General features: G+C 63.7%; 14 protein-coding genes. 13 read left to right on the top strand and 1 reads right to left on the bottom strand.

All coding sequences use genetic code 11. The features are described 5' to 3' along the window. Positions 1-113: 113 nt before the first annotated feature. From BO39_RS11690 to BO39_RS11650, 9 genes are all read left to right on the top strand, one after another. Entirely contained in the window at positions 114-1064 is a 951-nt protein-coding gene (locus tag BO39_RS11690; RefSeq protein ID WP_043833227.1) for a ketopantoate reductase family protein, read from the top strand. Further along, positions 1061-1447: a VOC family protein gene (locus BO39_RS11685; protein ID WP_043833224.1), complete on the top strand. Its 387-nt coding sequence runs from the start codon at positions 1061-1063 to the stop codon at positions 1445-1447. Before BO39_RS11690 ends, BO39_RS11685 begins: the two co-directional genes overlap by 4 nt. A 13-nt stretch (positions 1448-1460) precedes the next feature. Continuing rightward, the gene (locus tag BO39_RS11680) at positions 1461-1919 is read left to right on the top strand and encodes a MaoC family dehydratase (protein WP_043833221.1); all 459 of its coding nucleotides are present in this window, start codon (positions 1461-1463) and stop codon (positions 1917-1919) included. 31 nt (positions 1920-1950) lie between these two features. Continuing rightward, entirely contained in the window at positions 1951-3189 is a 1239-nt protein-coding gene (locus BO39_RS11675) for a CaiB/BaiF CoA transferase family protein (RefSeq protein WP_043833218.1), read from the top strand. A 91-nt stretch (positions 3190-3280) separates the two neighbouring features. Next, positions 3281-4267, top strand: coding sequence for a Bug family tripartite tricarboxylate transporter substrate binding protein (locus BO39_RS11670; protein WP_043833433.1), 987 nt, complete (start codon positions 3281-3283; stop codon positions 4265-4267). A gap of 47 nt (positions 4268-4314) precedes the next feature. Next, positions 4315-5295: a Bug family tripartite tricarboxylate transporter substrate binding protein gene (locus BO39_RS11665; protein WP_043833216.1), complete on the top strand. Its 981-nt coding sequence runs from the start codon at positions 4315-4317 to the stop codon at positions 5293-5295. Positions 5296-5412: 117 nt separating this feature from the next. Continuing rightward, positions 5413-6258 (top strand): shikimate dehydrogenase family protein, encoded by an 846-nt coding sequence (locus BO39_RS11660; RefSeq protein WP_211257435.1) that lies wholly within the window; start codon positions 5413-5415, stop codon positions 6256-6258. A gap of 11 nt (positions 6259-6269) precedes the next feature. Continuing rightward, positions 6270-7082 carry a 3-ketoacyl-ACP reductase gene (locus tag BO39_RS11655; protein WP_052401966.1) on the top strand — a complete coding sequence of 271 codons (813 nt, stop codon included), beginning with the start codon at positions 6270-6272 and terminating at the stop codon, positions 7080-7082. Between the two features lie 186 nt (positions 7083-7268). After that, positions 7269-8078, top strand: coding sequence for a sugar phosphate isomerase/epimerase family protein (locus BO39_RS11650; RefSeq protein WP_043833214.1), 810 nt, complete (start codon positions 7269-7271; stop codon positions 8076-8078). Between the two features lie 526 nt (positions 8079-8604). On the opposite strand, the gene BO39_RS31015 is transcribed toward BO39_RS11650, so the two are convergent. Beyond that, positions 8605-12900, bottom strand: coding sequence for a multicopper oxidase domain-containing protein (locus BO39_RS31015; protein WP_156963657.1), 4296 nt, complete (start codon positions 12898-12900; stop codon positions 8605-8607). A 912-nt stretch (positions 12901-13812) separates the two neighbouring features. Here BO39_RS31015 and BO39_RS32570 point away from each other — a divergent pair. The 4 genes from BO39_RS32570 (at position 13813) to BO39_RS32565 (ending at position 19478) form a co-directional block, all read left to right on the top strand. After that, the gene (locus BO39_RS32570; protein WP_156963656.1) at positions 13813-15894 is read left to right on the top strand and encodes a replication initiation protein; all 2082 of its coding nucleotides are present in this window, start codon (positions 13813-13815) and stop codon (positions 15892-15894) included. A gap of 833 nt (positions 15895-16727) precedes the next feature. Then, positions 16728-16973 (top strand): DUF6634 family protein, encoded by a 246-nt coding sequence (locus tag BO39_RS35215; RefSeq protein WP_408735169.1) that lies wholly within the window; start codon positions 16728-16730, stop codon positions 16971-16973. 340 nt (positions 16974-17313) lie between these two features. After that, positions 17314-19245 (top strand): AAA family ATPase, encoded by a 1932-nt coding sequence (locus BO39_RS31010; protein ID WP_169742752.1) that lies wholly within the window; start codon positions 17314-17316, stop codon positions 19243-19245. Next, positions 19242-19478 (top strand): hypothetical protein, encoded by a 237-nt coding sequence (locus BO39_RS32565; RefSeq protein WP_156963655.1) that lies wholly within the window; start codon positions 19242-19244, stop codon positions 19476-19478. Before BO39_RS31010 ends, BO39_RS32565 begins: the two co-directional genes overlap by 4 nt. The last annotated feature ends 35 nt before the right edge of the window (positions 19479-19513 follow it).

Here is a 19513-nt window from a genome sequence, read left to right as displayed (position 1 = left end):
CGGCCCCTATTGCCATTCGCAATAGCCTCTATTGAGACGTTCGAATACGCAATACAGGCGCGGCGCGCCAGGATAGCTCCATCAGAACGGCGGTTAGTCTGGAGGAGCGAGCCTTGAGGATCTGTGTCCTGGGTGCTGGAGCACTCGGGAGTGCACTGGGTGGTGTGCTGGCAGATGGCGGAGCAGATGTCCGCCTCCTCGGCCGGGTAGCCCATATGGAAGCCATAGCCCAGGACGGCCTGATGCTCCGGGAAGGGCAGCGCGACCGGAAGGTTCGCCTGCAGGCGCATACCGATGCGGCTGCCATTGGTGCGGTCGACCTCGTCATCGTGCTGGTGAAGTCCTTCCACACCCGGGAGGCAGTGATGGCAGCCCGTGCGCTGGTCGGCCCAGAGACCACGGTGCTCTCGCTACAGAACGGACTGGGTCACGAGGACGTCCTGACTGAGGTGGTGGGCCGTGACCGGGTCATTGCCGGAAAGACCTACGTTGGTGGCGTGATGCTCGCGCCCGGCCATGTCAGGGTCGGAACACTCGGCAAGGAGACCCTGATCGGCGAACTGGACGGAACGGTTAGCGCGCGGGTGAGACGGATCGCCGCTGTCTTTGAGGCTGCCGGTCTTGCTATTTCGGTCAGCACCAACATCCTCGGCGTGATCTGGGACAAGCTCCTGGTCAACGTCGCCACCGGCGCCCTGAGCGGCATCACGCGCCTGCCCTACGGGCCGCTCTACGCCGTGCCGGAGGTCGAGGAATGCGCCATCGCCGCGGTGGCGGAGGCTATGGCCGTGGCGCAGGCTCAGGGCGTCACCTTAGCGACCCGCGACGCGCGGGAGGCCTGGGTCAAGGCGGCCGAGGGCCTCCCGCCCGAGTTCAAGGCGTCGATGCTGCAGAGCTTGGAGAAGGGTTCCGCGACCGAGATCGACTTCATTAACGGCGCGGTGGTTCGTTGGGGCGAGCGGAGCGGGGTGCCGACGCCGGTAAACCGGGCGCTGGTCGCCTGCATCAAGGGCATCGAGGCGAGCTTGGGCAGGGATGCTGCCGTCCTGGAGAGGGCCGCATGAGCGCCCCGGCCCGCTGCTACGTCGAGCACGTCGCCATCCGCGTGCGCGATCTGGACTGGCACCTCCGCTTCTTCCGCCAGGCTCTCGGCATGGAAATCCGTGACATCGACGGCGAGGCAGCGGCGCCACGTCAGGTCTGGCTACGTGGCGGTCCTCAACTCGTGGCGGACCCGGACTTCGAGGGCCCGGAGGGCCGCCTTTTCCACCTCGGGGTCATGACGACTGACCTGGAAGCATCCATCGCCGCCGCGCAGGACTGGGGAGTGCGGGAACTGCCGCATGGCCGCAACTGGCTGGCCCTGCCGGACGGTCTCGTCGTCGAGCTGCTGCAGGCCAGCCCTGGCGCCGTTGAGGCCGCTCTCGCCGTCAATCCCCGTGCCTGAGGAGAGGAAACAAATGTCAGAGGACCGCTACTACGAGGATGTCCAAGTCGGTGACGCGTCGGTCAGCCCGGAAGTGACCGTCACCGAGGCAATGGTGATGACCTATGCCGAGCTAACCGGGGACTTCACGCCGGTTCATACGGACGAGGAATACGCCCGGACCACACCCTTCGGCACCCGCGTGGCGCACGGGCTCTTCGGCCTCTCTCTGGCCGACGGTCTCAAGACCCGCTCCGACCTGCGTTTCCACCCTGGCATGTCGCTCGGCTGGACCTGGGACTTCGTCGCGCCGATCAAGCTTGGCGACAAGGTGCGCGTCCGGTTCCACGTCGCCAGCATGCGGACGACCAAAAGGCCGGGCTGGGGGATCGTCGTCCTGCCGTCCGAGCTGATCAATCAGCGCGACGAGGTCGTCCAGCGCGGCGAGCACCGCCTGATGATCCCGCGCAGACCCGTCGCAGAAGCGGCTTGAGCCCCACCATTTCTCGAACCGGAGTTCACCCATGGCCGCCCAGCCACGCCCGCTCTCAGGCCTCAAGGTCATCGACTATAGCCACTTCCTCGCCGGGCCGTTCATGTCGCGCGCCCTCTCCGCGCTCGGCGCCGAGGTTATCAAGGTCGAGCGGCCCACCGAGGGTGACGCGGGCCGCGCGCACCCGTATCTGATCAATGGCCAGAGCGGGTACTTCCTGCAGCAGAACATGGGCAAGAAGGGCCTGTGCATCAATTTGCGGGACCCGCGCGGTCTCGAGCTGCTGCACAAGCTGGTCGAGACGGCCGACATCTTCGTGGAGAACTACCGCCCCGGCGCGCTCGACCGGCTGGGCCTTGGCTACGCCCAGCTTTCCGCGCTCAACCCCAAGCTGATCTACTGCTCGGTTTCCGCCTATGGCCACACCGGCCCGGACTCCGAGCGGCCAGGCTTCGGCCTGATCGCCGAAGCGAAGTCGGGCGCGATGGCGCAGCTCGGCATGCCGGGCGAGCCGCCGCCGCTGCTGCGCATGCCGCTGGCGGACATGTACACCGGCATTCACGGGGTGGCGGCCATCTGCGCCGCCCTGGTCGGGCGGGCGACGTCCGGGAAGGGCCAGCACATCGACATGGCCCTCTACGACTGCATGGTTTCCATGCACGACTTCGCCATTCAGCGCTACACGCTCAGTGGCGGCCGGGAAGTTCCCGTTCAGACCGGACACGACCAGCCGGAGTCTACCGTCTACGGCGTCTTCGAGGCGCGCGACGGCTACCTTGTCATTGCCGCCCAGGTGGACGAGGCCTGGAAGCGCCTTGCCCGCCTGATCGGGGGCGAGGAGTTGGCCGCGGATCGCCGCTTCCTGGACCCCGACAGCCGCAACGCCAATCGCCTTGAAGCCCTGGCCTATGTGCGGGCCTGGGCCCGGGCGCAGCCCTCAAGACAGGCTTGCATCACAGCCCTCGACGCCGCGGGCGTGCCCTGTGCCCCGGTCCAGACAATCGGCGAGGTGATCGAGGATCCGCAGATCAAGGCACGTGGCATGATCGTCGAGCAGGATCACCCGGTGCTCGGCCGCATCCGCCTGCCGAACCTGCCCTTCCGCTTCTCCGATTGCGACACCTCGCCCACCGGCATCGCGCCGACGCTCGGACAGCACAACACGGAGGTCGCGGCCTCGCTCGGCTACCCGGCGACCGCCATCGAGGCGATGCAGCGCGACGGCGTCCTCTACGCGGAGGCGGGCGCCCACCAGGCCGCAGCCGAGTAGGCACACGCAAAGCCAACCAGAGCGCTGGTTGGTCATCGATATCCAGAACGGATGGCCCAAGGCCACCAAAGCAAAGAGGAAGTCCAACAACATGCATCGTCGTCACGTCTTCCAGGTCGCGCTTGGCTTGGCCACCGGCACCGCCCTCGCGTCGAAGCCGGTGATCACACAGGCGCAGTCCGCCTATCCGAGCCGCACTGTCACGCTGGTAGTACCCTGGGCCCCTGGCGGCTCTCAGGACACCTTGGCTCGCGTCCTGATTGAGCCGCTCTCGGCCCAGCTCGGTCAGGCCGTGGTCGTGGACAACCGTCCTGGCGCAAGCGGCACCGCCGGTTCTGGCACGGTGGCGCGGTCGCGTCCGGACGGGCACACGCTGTTGATGGGCTCCAGCAGCACCTTCGCCATGGCGCCGCACCTCTACCAACTGCCCTACGACAACGATCGTGCCTTCAGCGCGGCAGGGCTGATCGCGTCGATGCCGATCCTCATGCTGGTGCCGAGCAGCTTCCCGGCGAAGAGCGTGAGAGAGTTTATCGACTTGGCACGGCGCCCACAGGCCCGGCTCTCATATGCCTCCTCGGGCGTCGGCAGCTCCACCCATCTAGCGACCGAGATGTTTCTCCAAATGGCGCAGCTCGAGGTGCAGGACGTCACCTACCGTGGTGGTGGTCCGGCCGTGCAGGGCATGCTGACGGGCGAAACCCAGATGACCTTCCAGACGGCCGCAACCGTCCTGGGTTTCATGAAGTCGGGCGACCTGCGCGCCCTGGCGGTCGCCAGTCCGACGCGCATCGCCTTCCTTCCGGACATTCCCACCTTCGCTGAGTCCGGTCTCACCGACTTCGAAGTGGTCGAGAACATTGCCCTGCTGGCACCGGAGGGGACGCCACAGCCGATCCTCCAGCAGGTTAACGCAGCCGTGGCCAAGGTCATGGCGCTGCCACAGGTGCAGGCAAAGCTGACGGAACTCGCCATCACGCCGACTGTTCGCCCGCCCGCCGAGTTCACGGCCTTTGCGACCGCGGAGAGCGCGAAGTGGCGGGAGCTCATCCGCGCCCGCAACATCCGCGTCCAGTAGGGATCGGCACAGCTCATCGAAGGCAGGTGTGAGGGAAGGAACGGGACATGATTGGTCGACGCAGCTTCGGGGTGACGACGCTAGGCCTTGCGGCGGGCCTAACAGCGATAAGAGGTGCCGCCGCGCAGGAGAGCTGGCCGACGCGGCCGGTAACGGTGGTGGTGCCCTGGGGGCCTGGAGGCTCCACGGACACCTTTGCCCGTCTTCTGGCGGCGCGGCTCGCGACTGACCTCGGGAAGCCCTTCCCGATCGACAACCGCTTCGGTGCGAATGGCACGATCGGCTTCGCGTCGGTCGCTCGGGCACGGCCGGACGGGTACACGGTGATGGTGGCGACGGTCAGCACCTATGCCATGGCGCCGCACCTGCTCCAGCTCCCATACGACAACGCGACCGCTTTCTCCGGCGTCGGGCAGTTGGCGCAGATGCCGATGTTTATGGTGGTGCCGAAGTCCTCCCCCATCCGGACCTTGGCCGACTATGTCGCCCAGGCGAAGCGCTATCCTGGCCGGGAGACCTACGCCAACTCGGGCGCGGGCTCCTCGACCCATCTCGCGACCGAGCTGTTTCTGCAACAGGCCGGTATCCAGGTCACCGAGGTCGGGTACCGAGGCGGCGGCCCGGCGACCCAGGCCGTGATCAACGGCGAGGCAGGCATGGTCTTCGTGGTCAGTTCGGGAGTGATGCCGTTCCTCCAGTCGGGCGACCTCCGCGCCCTGGCGGTCACCACGCGGGAGCGCACGCCGCTCGCGCCAGATGTCCCGACCTTCGCGGAACTGGGCTTTCCCGACTACGAGGTGGTCGAGGATCTTGCCATGCTTGCGCCCGCCGGAACGCCCACTCCCATCCTAGAGCGTCTCAATGCGGCTTGCGCCGCCGCCATGCAGGCGCCGGAGGTCGCGGAGCGCCTGACCGCCCTTGCCGTGACTCCCAAGGTATGTCCCGCCTCGGAATGGCCCAGCTATCTAGTGGCGGAGAACACGAAATGGCGGGATCTCATCCGGTCCCGTGAAATCCGCATCCAGTAGGGAAGACGTCTATGGTGGAGGACTGCCCAGTATCAGCACTTGGGCGGTCCTCTAGCATCTATCTTTCGGGCGCCTCGTACCGTCGCGGTGGCCCAGATTACACGGAGACGCCTCGGCATGCCGGATAGGATGATACCATCGCCCGAAGGCGCGACGCGCCTCTACGCGGTGATAGGCGACCCGGTGGCCCAGGTGCTTGCCCCAAGGCTGATGAACCGCCTGTTCGCGGATAATGGCATCGACGCTGTCATGGTGCCTGTACAGGCTTCCACGGAGAGGCTGAGCGCCGTCGTGGAGGGGCTGAAGTCCACGGGGAACTGTGACGGGATCCTCGTGACCATCCCCCACAAGTTTGCGGTGGCCCATCTCGTCGAGCGCCGGAGCGGAATGGTCGAGCTCACGGGCGCGGCGAACGCGCTCCGACGTGATCCGGACGGTACCTGGTCAGCCGATAACTTCGACGGGCGGGGCTTCGTCACCGGTCTGCTGAAGGCAGGACAGGACCTGCGAAACGGGTCTGTCGTCCTGTTCGGCGCGGGTGGTGCCGGTGTCGCTATCGCGGCCGCCCTTCTGGAGCAGGGCGCGCAGGAGTTGCACGTGGTCGACCCAGTACTGGGCAAGACGGCAGCACTGGCGGAGCGGCTGTCCGGGCGCTGGCCCGGCGCTGTCCATACCCCGGCTCGGCCGCCTCTGGAGGATGCGGCAGTCGTCATCAACGCGACACCTCTCGGTCTCCGTGCTGAGGATCCTCTGCCCTTCGAGCCTTCGGCGCTGAGACCTGGTACCCGTGTTGCCGACATCATCATGAAGCCCGCGGAAACCAGGCTGCTGCGGGAGGCCGCCTCTCTCGGTCTTCCGGTTCAGCCGGGCATCCACATGCTGGCCGAGCAAATCGGCCTTTACCGGGAGTTCTTCCGCCTTGGCGAAGAGTCCCAGGTCATCGCTTTCGCGCCGGTCCTCTGAGGAGCTGCATTATGTTGTCCTCAGCCGAGGCGGCTCCGGCCACACAAGGCATTCCACGTCGCGTGGCGCTGGTAACCGGCGGGGCGGGCGGGATCGGCGGAGGTATTGTCGTCGCCCTGACACGACGTGGGTTCGATGTCGTCGTCGGCGACCGGTCCTTCAGCGCCGAGCGAGAGGCTGACCTGAGGGAAAGGGCTGATCCATCGGCCAGGATCGCCTTCGTGGCCGGGGACATCGCTGACCTGGAGGATCACCCCCGTTTCGTCGATGAGGTCTATGCAGCGTTTGGACGCCTGGACTGCTTGGTCAATAACGCCGGGGTCTCCGTGGCCTCGCGCGGCGACCTGCTCGACGTATCCGTCGCAAGCTACGACACGAATTTTGCCGTCAACACGCGGGCAGCCTTCTTCCTGACTCAGGCTGTCTGTCGCCGTATGTTGGCAGCCGAGTCCCAGGGGGTGGAGGGCAGCCGCTCGGTCGTCTTCATCTCGTCATCCAACGCCGCGATCGCTGCACCAGAGCGCGGGGAGTACGCCATGTCGAAGGCGGCGGTGTCGATGATGGCAAAGCTGTTCGCAGTCCGCCTCGCGGCACATGGGATCTGCGTGTACGAGGTGCGGCCAGGGTTGATCCGGACGCCCATGACGGCAGTGGCGCGCGACCGCTTCGATGCACTGCTGGCCGAGGGCTTTACGCCCATTAACCGTTGGGGAACACCGGACGATGTCGGCCGAGCTGTGGCCACCCTGGCTGCTGGGGATATGCCATTCGCGACCGGGATGGCCGTCCAGATCGATGGCGGCATGCACATCCACCAGTATTAGTTGATCAACGTGACGTCCCTGGTGATGGGCATAGAGGTGCTCGCCGAGGCCGCGCGGCGCTTCCTGGTCATCTAATACCCGGCTCGTAAAGTTCGGACTGACCGCAGGTACAGGTGGTCTGCTCCGCTATAACTTTGCGCTCGTGGCCGCCGTGAGCGTAGTCTGCCACCGAGTAGGACGTCCGGCATGCCGACGACACGCCTCTCCCTCGCGCACCTCACCGTCATGCCCTGCGGGCCACTGGAACTGCTGGACGCAGCGGCGGCGGGCGGCTTCGATGCGGTTGGCCTCCGAATAGTCCCGCCGATGCCGACCGACGTGATCTTGCCCGTGACCGGCGATGAGGCGATGATCCGCGCCATCCTGGAGCGCCTCGATGCCACCGGGCTGCGGGTCCACGACGTAGAGGCCGTGTGGCTCACCCCGAGGACAAACATCGCCGCCCTGGCGCCCGCGCTGGAGACAGGGGCCCGTCTCGGCGCGGGACACCTCCTCGTCGTCGGCAACGACCCTGACGTGAGCCGCTGCCACGACAACTTCTTCCGCCTCTGCGAGCTCGCGCGCACTCACGGCCTTTCGATTGCCCTCGAACCTATGTCCTACGTCGCCCTGAATACGGTCGGCGCGGCGCTTGCCATGCTGCGGGAGGTGGCGCAGCCGAACGCGAGGTTGCTCGTGGACGCGCTGCACCTCTGGCGCTCCGGCGGCTCACCGGCCGATCTGCGCGACATTGCGGCTGACCTGTTGCCCTACATGCACCTTTGCGATGCGACCCTCGCCTCGCCCCCGCCCGAGGGGCTCCGGCCGGAGGGACGGGGCGGGCGCTTCTACCCCGGAGAAGGCAACTTGCCGCTGCGTGACTTCCTCGCAGCTTTCCCACCAGAAACTCCGATTGCGATCGAGGCGCCCTGCGCGCGCGACATTGGCCTTCTCGCTACTGAGAAAGGTCGCCTCTGTGGTGAGGCAACGCGAGCGTTCCTCGAACTCAATGCTTGAGCGGATGGCGGCCGCCTCGCGCCGCTGTCTTCCCCAGCGTTCAGGCGCGGGTGAAAGAAGCGCTGGCCCGCTTTGGCGTGCTAAAGCCCTTGCCATGAGGGTCGAGAGGGTTCGTCTTATACCAACCGCCTCAGAACGAGGGGATGTAGGTTGGCCAAACGCCCCTTGGTCCTCGCCCACCACGTCGCGAACGGTTCCCGGTCGGCGCCGCTGTAGCCGATCGGCTCCAAGGATGGATCCCGGGCCAAGTCGTGGCGCACGCGTACGTCGATGAGCATTCCTCCCGTTAGAAGAGCGTGGAGGGATCCTCAAGATGCTGCGGTTCGTGCCATATTAAACCCCCGCACATCGCACTCCGAGCGCCAACGGCGTCTAGTGCAATACGAGCGGGACGTGCAGCAGGGACGCCCAGAACAGAAGCTTCCCATCCCTCAAGGAATGCAAGGTCGGCGATGAAGCAGGCTGATCCGCGTTCCATTGGTTCAGCGGGAGCCCCAGCCAGTGTCGCCAGGGCGCCCACCAGGTCCTACCGCCTCCTATTCGCCAACAGACCAGCGACCCACCCGACCGCACCCGCGATAAGCAGGGACACCACCGGTTGCTGATTGACGGCCTGAGCCGTCCCAGACATCCCTGAGGAAGTAGCTGGTGTCTTGCGGACGCGGAGGATCCCCCACAATCCCTGGGGCACCGCCCACTTCAAAATGCCGCTTCTATAGGCGTAGTCCCCCGCACCATGGACCTTGAACTCGTACGTCCTCGCAGTACCCGTCGTGATCGCTGACTCCGACGAAACGCAGGGGCCCACTCCCTGGCCCAGAAACCGGTGCTCTCGCCAGGCTACCCCATGGATGGTGAAGCTTTGATTCCGGGGCTTATCGGTAGCGCCAATCAGGTGGAGCCTGACCAGGCTCTGTTCCGGCACAGAGAAGACGGGGGTCGCAGGGTTTGGGTTGGAGAGCCATCTCTCAGACTTGCCCTGCAGGACCCGTTGTATGTCGGGGCCAACCGGTTCGGACCTGTAGTTGAACCCCTTCTGTCCCTGATCCTCGTGGTCGGCCTCCTCCTCGCCATGGCTTGGCAGTTCGTCCTGTATGGGAATGTAGATGTTTCCCCGTAGGTAGTGCCGGAGACCGTCCTGGAGCAGCAGGACGACCTCCTCCACGCGCTGCTCTCCCTTGCCCTTCCCGCTGACCAGGGTAGCGCGAGGGCCATCCCAGGCCTCCTGGTGACCGACGGCTGATGAAGCGCCAGGCTCCACCCAGATAGGGGTGGCGTCCCTTGGTTCGACGATGAGCGCACCGATAAGGCCGTGATGCCGGTGGTTGCGGAAGTCAGCCATGTCCTGGAGGAGGAGTGGCCCCAGCGGTTCCCCACCATTAGGGTTAGGGTTCTCCGGGGATGGCGGCGGGCGATCAGTCTGCCATTCGTAGACCACGGTTTGACCTGGAGGCGCGCTCTGCAACCCGTTGCCTGTATTCCGGCCAACGTTGGCGCCATCGGAATGCTTGACGTCGAAGCGCAGGAGGTCCGCGTGCATCGAGACCTGGGAGGACACCGGACGGGTCGGGCGCTCCAGGACTGCACTGCGCTCCTCGACGGGCACGGTCGGTGCAAAGGGCTCGGGCAGCAGTTTGGTGCCAGGTGGCAGGCCGTTGGTCAAGCGCACCCTTACCGTCTCTCCCTCTCGGCAACGGAGTACCAGTGGCTCAGCAGGATCCCCTGGGGGGGCCTGGCGAACTGGCCTCTCTGTACCATCAGGACCGATGACCTTCTGAAGCTGGTAGACGAGGCCAAAGGGGTCAACGAGATCTGGGTCTCTGTAGACGATCCGCCTCATCTCCGCCCGGACGTGGAACTCCCGGATGAGCCCAGATACCGGTGGAGCAGCAACAGGTGGGTTATCGAGCTTCAGCAACCCGCCGGTGACAGCATCTCCATCTGCAGGGTTGTGGGCGCGGATCAGGCCCCAGCAGCCCAACCAAAGGTCATCTGCGCTCGATAGCTTGTAGAGGTAGTCGCCCGATCGGTAGGGCTCCCCCTGGATGAACGTAAAGGCTTCAGCAAGGCCAAATGTCTGCTGATTGCGGATCGCAGAGTCCGGGTTCACCCGGAACCGCTGCCAGCGCATGCCGTGGATCTGAAAGCTGTGCTGCTCTTCATGGGATCCCTGGACCAAGCGGAACCAGAGAGGATCGTCAGCGTAGGTGTCAAAACGGACCGTGTAGGGATCCCGATTGTAGGGAGTTCCCGAACTGAACCAGTAGGCGGGGTCTACAACATCAGCAGCGGCCGGACCTGTCCGCAGGCGTTCGTGGATGGGATCACTGCGATAGTTCAACGCCATGACACCCTGATCCCCATGGCCGCCCGGGTGGTCTGGTGGATTCAGCGGGTTGTCGTCGCGATCCCACATCGGGATGAAGTCCTGAATGCCGATGCAGAATTCCCTGGTCCATTCGGGTGTCCTGCCTGGCACTCGAATGCGTGCCTGAAGACCGCTGACGATCTGTCGCCCCTCACGCGGGTGGTAGAACTCTGCTCCAGGGGGCTCGACGATCAGTGCACCGAACAGACCATGCTTCTGTCGATAGTTCGCGAAGAGATGGTCGTGGAAGAAGATGGTCCCGAACTCCTGGTCCAGCCACCAGCGGTAAACCATCTTCTTGCCCGCAACAGGACCGCTAATGTAGTTCCAGCCAACGCTGGCACCGTCAGCGCAGATCGGGTCGAACTTGACCATGTGAACATGCAGCGTGCACTCGCCCTCCCACGGGCGCTCTGCGCATGGAGGGAACGCAAGGTCGAACTCGGTTTCCGGGATCTGCAGGGGCAGCTTGTTGTGGAGTGTCAGGTTCAAGATCTGGCCGTGCTGCGCCCGGAAGAAGAGCGGCTGTTTGATGTCGCCCGGTTGTGGCTCCCCATCGGCATCTCGATAATAGAGATGCCCCTGCTTGTCGTGCCAGCCGTAGCCGTTGTACTCGACCGGCATCGTGGCGACCGAGATGTCATGGCCCACTTGGCGCGGACCGTTCGCGCTGTACTGTGATGGTCCTCCCTGCGGCCATTCGGCATCCTGTCCAACGACAAAGGGGTGCCGGGTGAACATCTCGCCGGGCACCGGATTGCCGTTGAAGGCATCCTTCTCTAGGGCTGTCGGCACAGGCCGGTAATCGTAATCCGCTGGAAGTGGTTGACCCTCCAGAGGCCAGGGAGGAATCGGCGACTTCTGTCGGACCTCGCCTGGGATGTAGAGAGGATATCCAGGGTGCGTCGGTGTGGGAGCGGGTGGCACACGGCCCGGTAGTGGCCACAGTCGCTCGACGGGGGTGCCGTCCGGATAGTGGTCGAGCCGTCGTCCAGCGTAGACAGGATCCGGGATGGAGATCAGCGGGCTCTCCACGTTCTTCTGAGCCCCTCTCTGCAACGTCTCGAAGGTGCGGAACATTCCCCACATACCCTCGTGAAAATGGGGGTAGAGGTGGCAGTGCCAGATGACATCGCCCGCAACCTGATGACGGTTACCCGCACCCCAGGCGAGCTCAATGGTATGCGCTGTCTGCGGACTAACGGAGATGGCGTCGATGCGGGGCGATGTCCTGTCCTCTGGGACGGCGTGCCACTCGTAGAGGTGGAGGTGGAAAACGTGTGTTTCCCTTACCCCGGCATGAACGAAGCGGATGCGGACGGGATCACCGATGTAGGCCTTTAGGATCGGTGTTGCCGGATCACCGTACAGCCATGAGCTGTGGTGCTGCTCTTCATTGAGCACGGGGCGGTGCAGCACGTGTCCCTGGCGTAGCCATCGCCATAGGGTCTGTTCGCGGTTGACCATCGGCTCCGCACGGTAGGAGATCGGCATGATCGGCAAGGGATCATCCCCTGCGCCGTGCCCACCATGCGCACCTCCGGCACCACCGGGTTCCGCAGCCAAGCAAGGGTCCTGCACGACTTCCACATGCGGTGGGACGAACTCCGGCTCATCGTGGAAGAAGATGACGAACTCGCGGTGATCCTCTGTGTGGAAGTCGTGGTACTCGCGGGGTGTCTCCCAGGGGTGGTGAGGCAGCGTCGTTGCCGACGTCGGGAAGACCTTGGATGGAGCCTGACCACTGGAGATGACATCGAGATACAAGCCGTCCAATGGCCCATCCTCTGAAGTGCGGCCTGTAATGGGATCTCGCCAGATCGCGTGCTCGGGCTCGACGATCAGGGCGCCAAACAAACCATGGACGTTGGTCCCGTCCTCACCGCCCGAGTAGCTGCCACCGTCATGGAACGGGAAGACGCCTTCGTCCTCACAGGCCCACTCGAAGCGGCGGTAGGCACCTGGTGCTACCAGGGAAGGCGGGTTTGCGCCGACTTCGGATCCATCATCCGACCTCACATCGTACCCGGGTCCTACGAGATGCAGGCCAACCCAACGAGCTTGGATTTCATTGTGGAGTTGAATGCAGAGCTTCCGGCCCTTGTTAACCCGCACGACCAAGGGGCGAACAAGAGGGTGTGGGGCTCGCGCTTGTTTTTGCGTCTGAGGAAAGGGCATTCCGAGCCGACCCGCGAGGAGCAGCGCCTCTGCTTTATACGGGGTTTCATCCGTGCCATCCGCCAGAGCACGAATGTACTTCAGGAGCGGGAGGTTTATATTCAGGGCAAAGATAAGGCCGTTGTGGTCGTGATCACCCTCTCGATTGTAGTAGATCGGCATCTGAAGGGCGGTGACGTGGTACTCGGCTGAAGCCGCAATGGGCGCAGCATGAGCACTCGTGCCTGCTTGTTGGGCCATGTTTCTCTCCGGCAGATGCAGGAAAAAAGGACGCACGACGACCGCCCGAACCTCTGGTCCGGCAAAACTTTTTGCGCAGATCTTCCAAAAAGAATTAAACCGAACTGAACAGCGTCTTCATCAGGGGGGGCGCTGAACGCTGCTTAAAAACCGCGCTGCTTTTGCTGGTGCCGCATCTGAGTTTGATGAGCTATCTTTATGCAAGTTAAAATTGTATGGGCAGAACCGAGCGTCACATGGAGTTGAGAAGTAGCCGCTAGTTACCGCGTCAAAACAGGTGACATGGCTGATACCACAGCACGGGGTGGTACCCTCAACGCACTCAAATGATAGTAACCTTTCTCTTGCGGTGGCGGTCTGTGACCAAGGACACGTCCGCCTGTTTCGGGTGCCTTCCTACTATTCGGCGGCCCAGCCGTGGGCGAACCGCCATGAACGGGTTACGGCATCGGCCTGATCGGTCATCCAGGTTTGCGAGAAGCTGCAACCTTGGTGCCCAGGCGTCGGTACGCCGTTTGAGTGCTCCCGCGCGCCTCGCCCCTCCTATCCACGGCAGTCGACGTGCTGCTGAAGAGCGTCCGTCAGGACATCGATCTCTATGTCGTGGAGATGGCTATGCGGAGGACACCCAGGGCTATCGACACACGACCGCCAGTCACCGCCGAGAAGATGATTATAGTTATTGCTTACTGCAGGCGCCGTGACGATCATGTTGAAGTGGGGCGTCCCGATCGTGTCAGCTGCCAGGCACCACGATCCAGAGCGCTCCAGACATCCGGGATTGGCTTCCGATGCTGTGCGCAAGACGCCCCACACGGGCAATGATGAGGGTGGTGCTGCGGAAGACACAAGTCTTTTCGACGGCAACGATGCCGTTCCAGGTCGAGATCCCCGTGAGAGCCCGCCGACGGCGACTGCAAGTTCTATTCCCTTGCACGGACGCCGATCATGCCCTTTGACGGCTTCGATACCGGTGCCGCCCTCATCCTCCCGCCGCACGCTGGAGTTTGGTGGAAGGGGCATGAGGCAGAATTGCAGGCCGCTTTGCTGGTCGCGGAGAGTGCCGCACCGCATCTCACCGATCTCGCCCACATGCTTCTGCCGCGCTTGCCGCGGTATGTTTTGGCGTCGTCGTCGATCAAGGGTGCTGATGGTCGTCCCTCATCGAGGAGGCTGCCCCTTGCTGAGGCTCTCCAGCACCAATGGATTGCCTTCAATGGAAAGAGCTTTGTCAACACTGAGTCCGCCGACATCGACGAGCCGGTGGAATGGCGCTCTGGTTTGTCGGACATGGTGAACCGGCATGGGCTACCGATGCCCGCCGCGATGGTAGCGTCACCTTGGCGCGGCACTGTTCACCTGCTCTGGATCTACGAGACCCCCTTTAGCAATCGGTGCGAGGCGGCCACACGACTGCGTCGGGGTATCAAGCGAGGCCTAAGGATGCTCGGCGCCTGCCCCCGCTTCGCCAACCGGCTGCAAAAGAACCCTTGGCATCGGGCGGGAACCCCAGTCGTCCCTGACGAGGGCATTCCCAGCGGCGACCGGGCGATTTGGGAAGGCTACTGTGCTGAGAGTACGGGACTAACCTACCACACAGAGATACTGGCGCTCGGCACCGTCCAGGGCCGGGATCTCTTCTCACCGCTTGCCGCCGAGGCGACAGGGCGGAAGATCACTCTGCTTGAGCGCAGACCAGAGAAGGCCACCGGTCGCCAAATCCCACTGAGCGTCTCCGGTGCGGTGCTGGGCAAGAAGGGATCGAGGCTGTTTCACGCTGCCGCGCAGGCAACCCGCCGGGCCTGCACAGGGGATTTCGACCAGATCCATGATCTGGTGTCCCGCACTGCCTCAGCCATGCGCAGCCCCGCCGGTGCCAGCCAGATTGTCAGCATCGCCACCTCAATCACCGAATGGATGAACTCCCTATGGAGGGGCCCACTCGATGGGAGAAGCCGGTGCGGAGGATCGGCTTCGAAGCCAGTCAACACAGGGGTCATGAAGGTCGAGGCCAGCAAACAGGGTGGCGCTGATCTCGCTCTATGGCGAACGCTCGACACACAGGGGAGGCAGAGTGCAGCCGCGAACCGGACCAACAGGGTAAAGCGCCAGAAGAACGATGATGCGGTCCGGACGGCGATGGAGGCCCTGGTCCGGGAAGGGGAGGCCGTGACCCAGGCCGCGGTAGCGAGGAGGGCTGGGGTTTCCCTGTCAACGGTGGAGCGTCGCTGGGGCACACTCGAGGTCGTTCGAGGGGGCAGGGACAAGAACCCTTCATACGGTCTTATCCGCCTCTCCGGAAAGCCCCCGGTCCCCCAGGAGGAACCCTTGGTCATTCCCTCAGAGGGTTCTGCCTGCTCGATGCGCGTCCTGGCAAAGGAGGTGCGCGCCTCACGGGCCGTGGATCGCCACAACGAACGCAAGGTCATCCGGCGATTTCGGACTCAGGCTTCCCGCCTGATGCGTCGAGGTGCCCGCGACGAGATCATCCCGACCCTCAGGCCCGGCTGTTCTACGCTTGTCCAGGCTGCTCATGCGGAAGCCCTCGTGGCGCAAAGTGACCTCAGACGCCGCCTGGCAGGACGGGAGCAGAGGGAACGGCAGAAGATGGCCGCTCAGGACCGTGAGGCATGGCATACCGAGTATGCCCTGGCTGAAGGGGCATGGATGGATCGGCTGGAACGCTTGGAAAGGAACCGCGACCTGGCGTTGAGCAAGGCTGAGGACCGGGAGAGAGATGTCGACCGCATCCGCCTGATGTTTGCGTCGATCTTCTCCGCCGAGTACCGGGCTCGTCGCCGGGCCAGGGGCGAGCCGGAACGGGCTTCTCAGAGCCGCTTCCCCTATCGGGATCGGCGCCGCAATCCGAGGGTGCAGGCTCCTACCTCGGATGCTCCGTGCAAGAGGCCTCAACAGGCCAAGACGGTGCCCTCCACCTACACGCAACCGGCCTTCATGCGTCGTCGTCCACCAAGCATCTCTACGAACGTTTTAGATCACCCGCTGGTCGGAAGCCCGGCGCATCAGTGACATGACGCCTCCCCCTTCTAGCGCTCGGCATCTCAACCAATGGTGCGAGCGCATCAGGGGGAATGGCTTGGGGACTGCTTCGGTCTCCTGCTCTTTCAGCCGCAGCGATTGATTGCCGCATGGGTAAAGGCGAGCTCACCTCACCGGAGATAGCGGCGGATGTGATCATGCCGGGCGGGGCCGCCATTCATCGATGTGCCAGACCCCTCCGTGGTTCCCCATGCCGAGGCTGGTCAGAGACGCCACCAGGAGCGTGAGATACGTACGGAAGCGCATGCGATGACTGCTCTCCTGGCAGAGATGAACAACGCCGATACTGTGCCCCGGGCTTCTCTGGTCGCCCGGCGCCATTGAGTGCGGAAAAGCTCGGTCTGCCAGCAGGTGCGTCGATAGCGGTCACGCGCGGCGGCCTGCTCACGGTTCCTCGGATGGCCTGTGGAAGCGGCAGGCTCCTGGTAGTTCTTTGCCGTGTTCAGCCTTGCTACACGGCAACGATGCTGGGGAAAAAAGCGCACAAATTATAGTTGGACTCACTCCACTCGTGTTCCTTATTTGTTCTTCCCATGAACAACCTCTTTGCCCCCTCAGAGGCAGTGATATCCACGCTCCACTTGGAGGCGGCTGAGGTGAGAGGTGGGCATCTCCAGAGTACTGAGTTCCGAATAGGCAGGGCGGCAGCAGCCTAAACGCTGCCTGTCCGCATCGCAGATTTCACCGACATTACCATCGGAACTCTAAAAATGATCCTCATGCACTTGGGGCTGGAACGCGCGCGTTCATTGCTCCTTACCGAGGCCGACCGCCTCGAACATCTCGCCCGTGACCTCCGCGCCATCGCCGAGGGTACCAGCCCTACTCCGGCTGACCTCCATGCCGCTCCCGTCGTCGACCACTGGCAGTGGAGTTCACGAACCATGAGGACGGTTGTTGGAACGGTTCAAGGGCATCCCCGCCTGCCAGACGGCCCGGTCCTTACAACCGAACTCTGGGCCGTGGATCTTGAACGCCGTTGGGCCCGGACGCTGTCGCGATACTACGTTCTCGGTGACCAGCGCGGGGAGGCTGATCATGGCGGTTGATCGCAGGAAGCCTCGGAAATCCTCGTTGGGCAAAGGTAACCCACCTCTCGCGGAGGTCGCCCCTCATCTCCCTACAAGTCCAAGCACCGGCAAGGATGCCCCACCCGATCAGGGGAAGGCTCCTGCCGAGGCAGTGGTAAACTCCACTAAGGGCTGTGAACTAAACGCGCGGCATACGAGCAGGCTCCCAGTCCCTTGGGGAGACAACCTAACATCGGAACTGAATCCCTTCCGTCGTGCTGCCGATCTCACTCCATCGACCGTTGTCGGCCTGCTCATCCTTCGTGCCGCCCTACTGGTACAGCCAGATTTCCTGGTGCGTGCAATGGAACCCGGCACCGTGTCCGTGCTCCATCTTCCCAGCAGGGAGTGGAGTTATAACGTCATTGAGGCCTGGAACTTGGTGGTGGACGCCGTTGTAGCGCCTGAGGCATCCCTCGAAGGTGATGCTCTCGCCCAGGCATCCTACCACCGTCTCGCGCGCGCCCGTTCGGAAGCCAGTGCTGACTACAATGGCACCTCCAAGATCAAACAGGTTGTAGCCCTGGAGAAGGCGACGCGAGCAATCGACCGCTCGCAGGTCCCCCGAGACAGTCTCAGTATGCAAAGGCCTGTGCATGCCTTCTCTCACGAGCCTGACAACCTCCTTCCGCACGATGTCATCCTGGCGGAAGACCAGCGGCTTGTCCTTGAACTGCCAAACACCGAGGCCATCGGTTTGGTGGCAAGTGCCCTCTCCTCAGATGATGGTTGGCCATCCGCGCAGTTGCCGCGGGTGCCTCCACCTATTGTCGCTGCTGCCAGTACTCTGACGCCCACCCTTATCGACCTGGCAAGACGACCAGGTCAGACGCCGGGTGCCTATCTGCAGCGCCTTGCAGACCTGATCGTTAAGAACGATACCATTGCTGCGAGAGGCAAGGAGTCTACGGGGGTTACCCTGGATGACCTGCCGGGCCTTGGTGCCGTGGGCGAGTGGGGCCAACAGACAGCTGCAGATCTTCGGGCCTATGCAGCTGAGCTTCTTCCGTGGTCTGAGCTTGACCGTGGCGTAGTTCTGGAAGGACCGCCCGGTACAGGTAAGAGCACATTCGCTCGTGCATTGGCTAACTCAGCCGGTGTGGATTTTGTCTCCGCATCACTTGCTCAATGGCAGGGTGACCGCGACGGCCATCTCGGTACGCTGTGTGCCGCAATGCGCCGATCTTTCGAGGAGGCACGAAGGAAGTCGCCGTGTATTCTCCTCATCGACGAGGTGGACGCATTCCCAACGCGCGCGTCAATCCGGCATGTACACAGGGACTACACGGTGCAGGTGATCAATGCACTGCTAGAGCAACTCGATGGTGCCGCCGATCGGACTGGAGTGCTCGTGGTCGCCACGTGCAACGAGGCGTCCGGGTTGGACCCAGCCCTGCTCCGTTCCGGACGGTTGGAGCAGATTATCCGGTTGGAGAGGCCGGATGAAGAGGCACTGATAGACATCACGCGAGTTTACCTCGGTGATAGCTTAACGGGCGCAGACCTCAGACCCGTCGCAAAGACTGCACATCGTCGTGGTGCCGTTGGAGCGGACGTTGAACACTGGTGCCGGGGTGCACGGAGACGGGCCCGGACTGCAGGGCGTCCCATGCGGCTGGAAGACCTCACCGCTGAAATCGGGGAACCGCCACCTTTGCATGGACACGAGGCCATCTGGCGCATGGCGCTGCATGAAGCCGGACATGTGCTGGCCTGCGCTGCCTTAGATGCATCATCCGTTCAAGGGGTGACCGTCGATCCAGCAGTCGGTGGCCGGTCGGCTACCATGGTCAACACTTTCGAGCTCCATCGAAGGGTGCCAAACGCAACGAGGCCTCAGGCCCGAGCGAAGTTGAGAGTTGCCCTCGCGGGTCGTGCAGCCGAAGAAATCATCCTCGGGGAGCCCTCAAGCGGAGCAGGTGGAACGGCTGACTCGGACCTGGCGAGGGCAACCAGAATGGCAGGTATTCAAGTCGTATCCTCCGGTCTCGATGAGCACTTTGAAGGTTTGCTATACCTTGGCGATGCCGATGACCAGCAACGGTTGGACAGCCTTCTGCTCCTGCCAGAGGTCCGCGGTCGAGTAGCTGCCGTCTTGCGCGACGCATACGCAGATGCCCTGGACCTCGTTCGACGAAACCAACCGGAGGTGGAGCGAGTGGCTGGGGCCCTGGTAGAGCGAGGATCGCTGTCTGGAGAGGAGGCCCGAGATCTCCTTGGTGACCTGGGGCTTGAGGGGAACACCCGGTGAGCGGTCTTACAGACAGCCAGGGATGGACGTCTCTGGAAGAGGGAACGCGGCTCGGACGCTACGTCACCGTGAGGGACACCAATGGTGTCCTCCATGCAGTGGCCACCTCCGCTGTGGCGGCGATCTGTGAAACGGAGGATGGCGCCCTGCTCATGCTGCCGGGGGGACGCATGGTCCAGGTGGAGCACTCGCTTCGGACGGTGCTCTCCTGGCTGGAGGTGGGGGTGCGCTGACACACGTCCCTCCGGCATCCCTCCGGGGATGCCGG

It is taken from the genome of Roseomonas aerilata DSM 19363 (genome assembly GCF_000711725.1).
GTDB classification, from domain to species: domain Bacteria; phylum Pseudomonadota; class Alphaproteobacteria; order Acetobacterales; family Acetobacteraceae; genus Roseomonas; species Roseomonas aerilata.
Note: the sequence above shows the minus strand (reverse complement) of the source record. Positions and strands in the feature narration are given on the sequence as shown.

Excerpts from the sequence above, each read along its gene's own strand:
- BO39_RS32570 (WP_156963656.1), top strand. The coding sequence starts at position 13,813 with ATGCCCTTTGACGGCTTCGATACCGGTGCCGCCCTCATCCTCCCGCCG.
- BO39_RS11675 (WP_043833218.1), top strand. The coding sequence starts at position 1,951 with ATGGCCGCCCAGCCACGCCCGCTCTCAGGCCTCAAGGTCATCGACTAT.
- BO39_RS11680 (WP_043833221.1), top strand. The coding sequence starts at position 1,461 with ATGTCAGAGGACCGCTACTACGAGGATGTCCAAGTCGGTGACGCGTCG.
- BO39_RS11685 (WP_043833224.1), top strand. The coding sequence starts at position 1,061 with ATGAGCGCCCCGGCCCGCTGCTACGTCGAGCACGTCGCCATCCGCGTG.
- BO39_RS11660 (WP_211257435.1), top strand. The coding sequence starts at position 5,413 with ATGCCGGATAGGATGATACCATCGCCCGAAGGCGCGACGCGCCTCTAC.
- BO39_RS11665 (WP_043833216.1), top strand. The coding sequence starts at position 4,315 with ATGATTGGTCGACGCAGCTTCGGGGTGACGACGCTAGGCCTTGCGGCG.
- BO39_RS11650 (WP_043833214.1), top strand. The coding sequence starts at position 7,269 with ATGCCGACGACACGCCTCTCCCTCGCGCACCTCACCGTCATGCCCTGC.
- BO39_RS11670 (WP_043833433.1), top strand. The coding sequence starts at position 3,281 with ATGCATCGTCGTCACGTCTTCCAGGTCGCGCTTGGCTTGGCCACCGGC.
- BO39_RS11655 (WP_052401966.1), top strand. The coding sequence starts at position 6,270 with ATGTTGTCCTCAGCCGAGGCGGCTCCGGCCACACAAGGCATTCCACGT.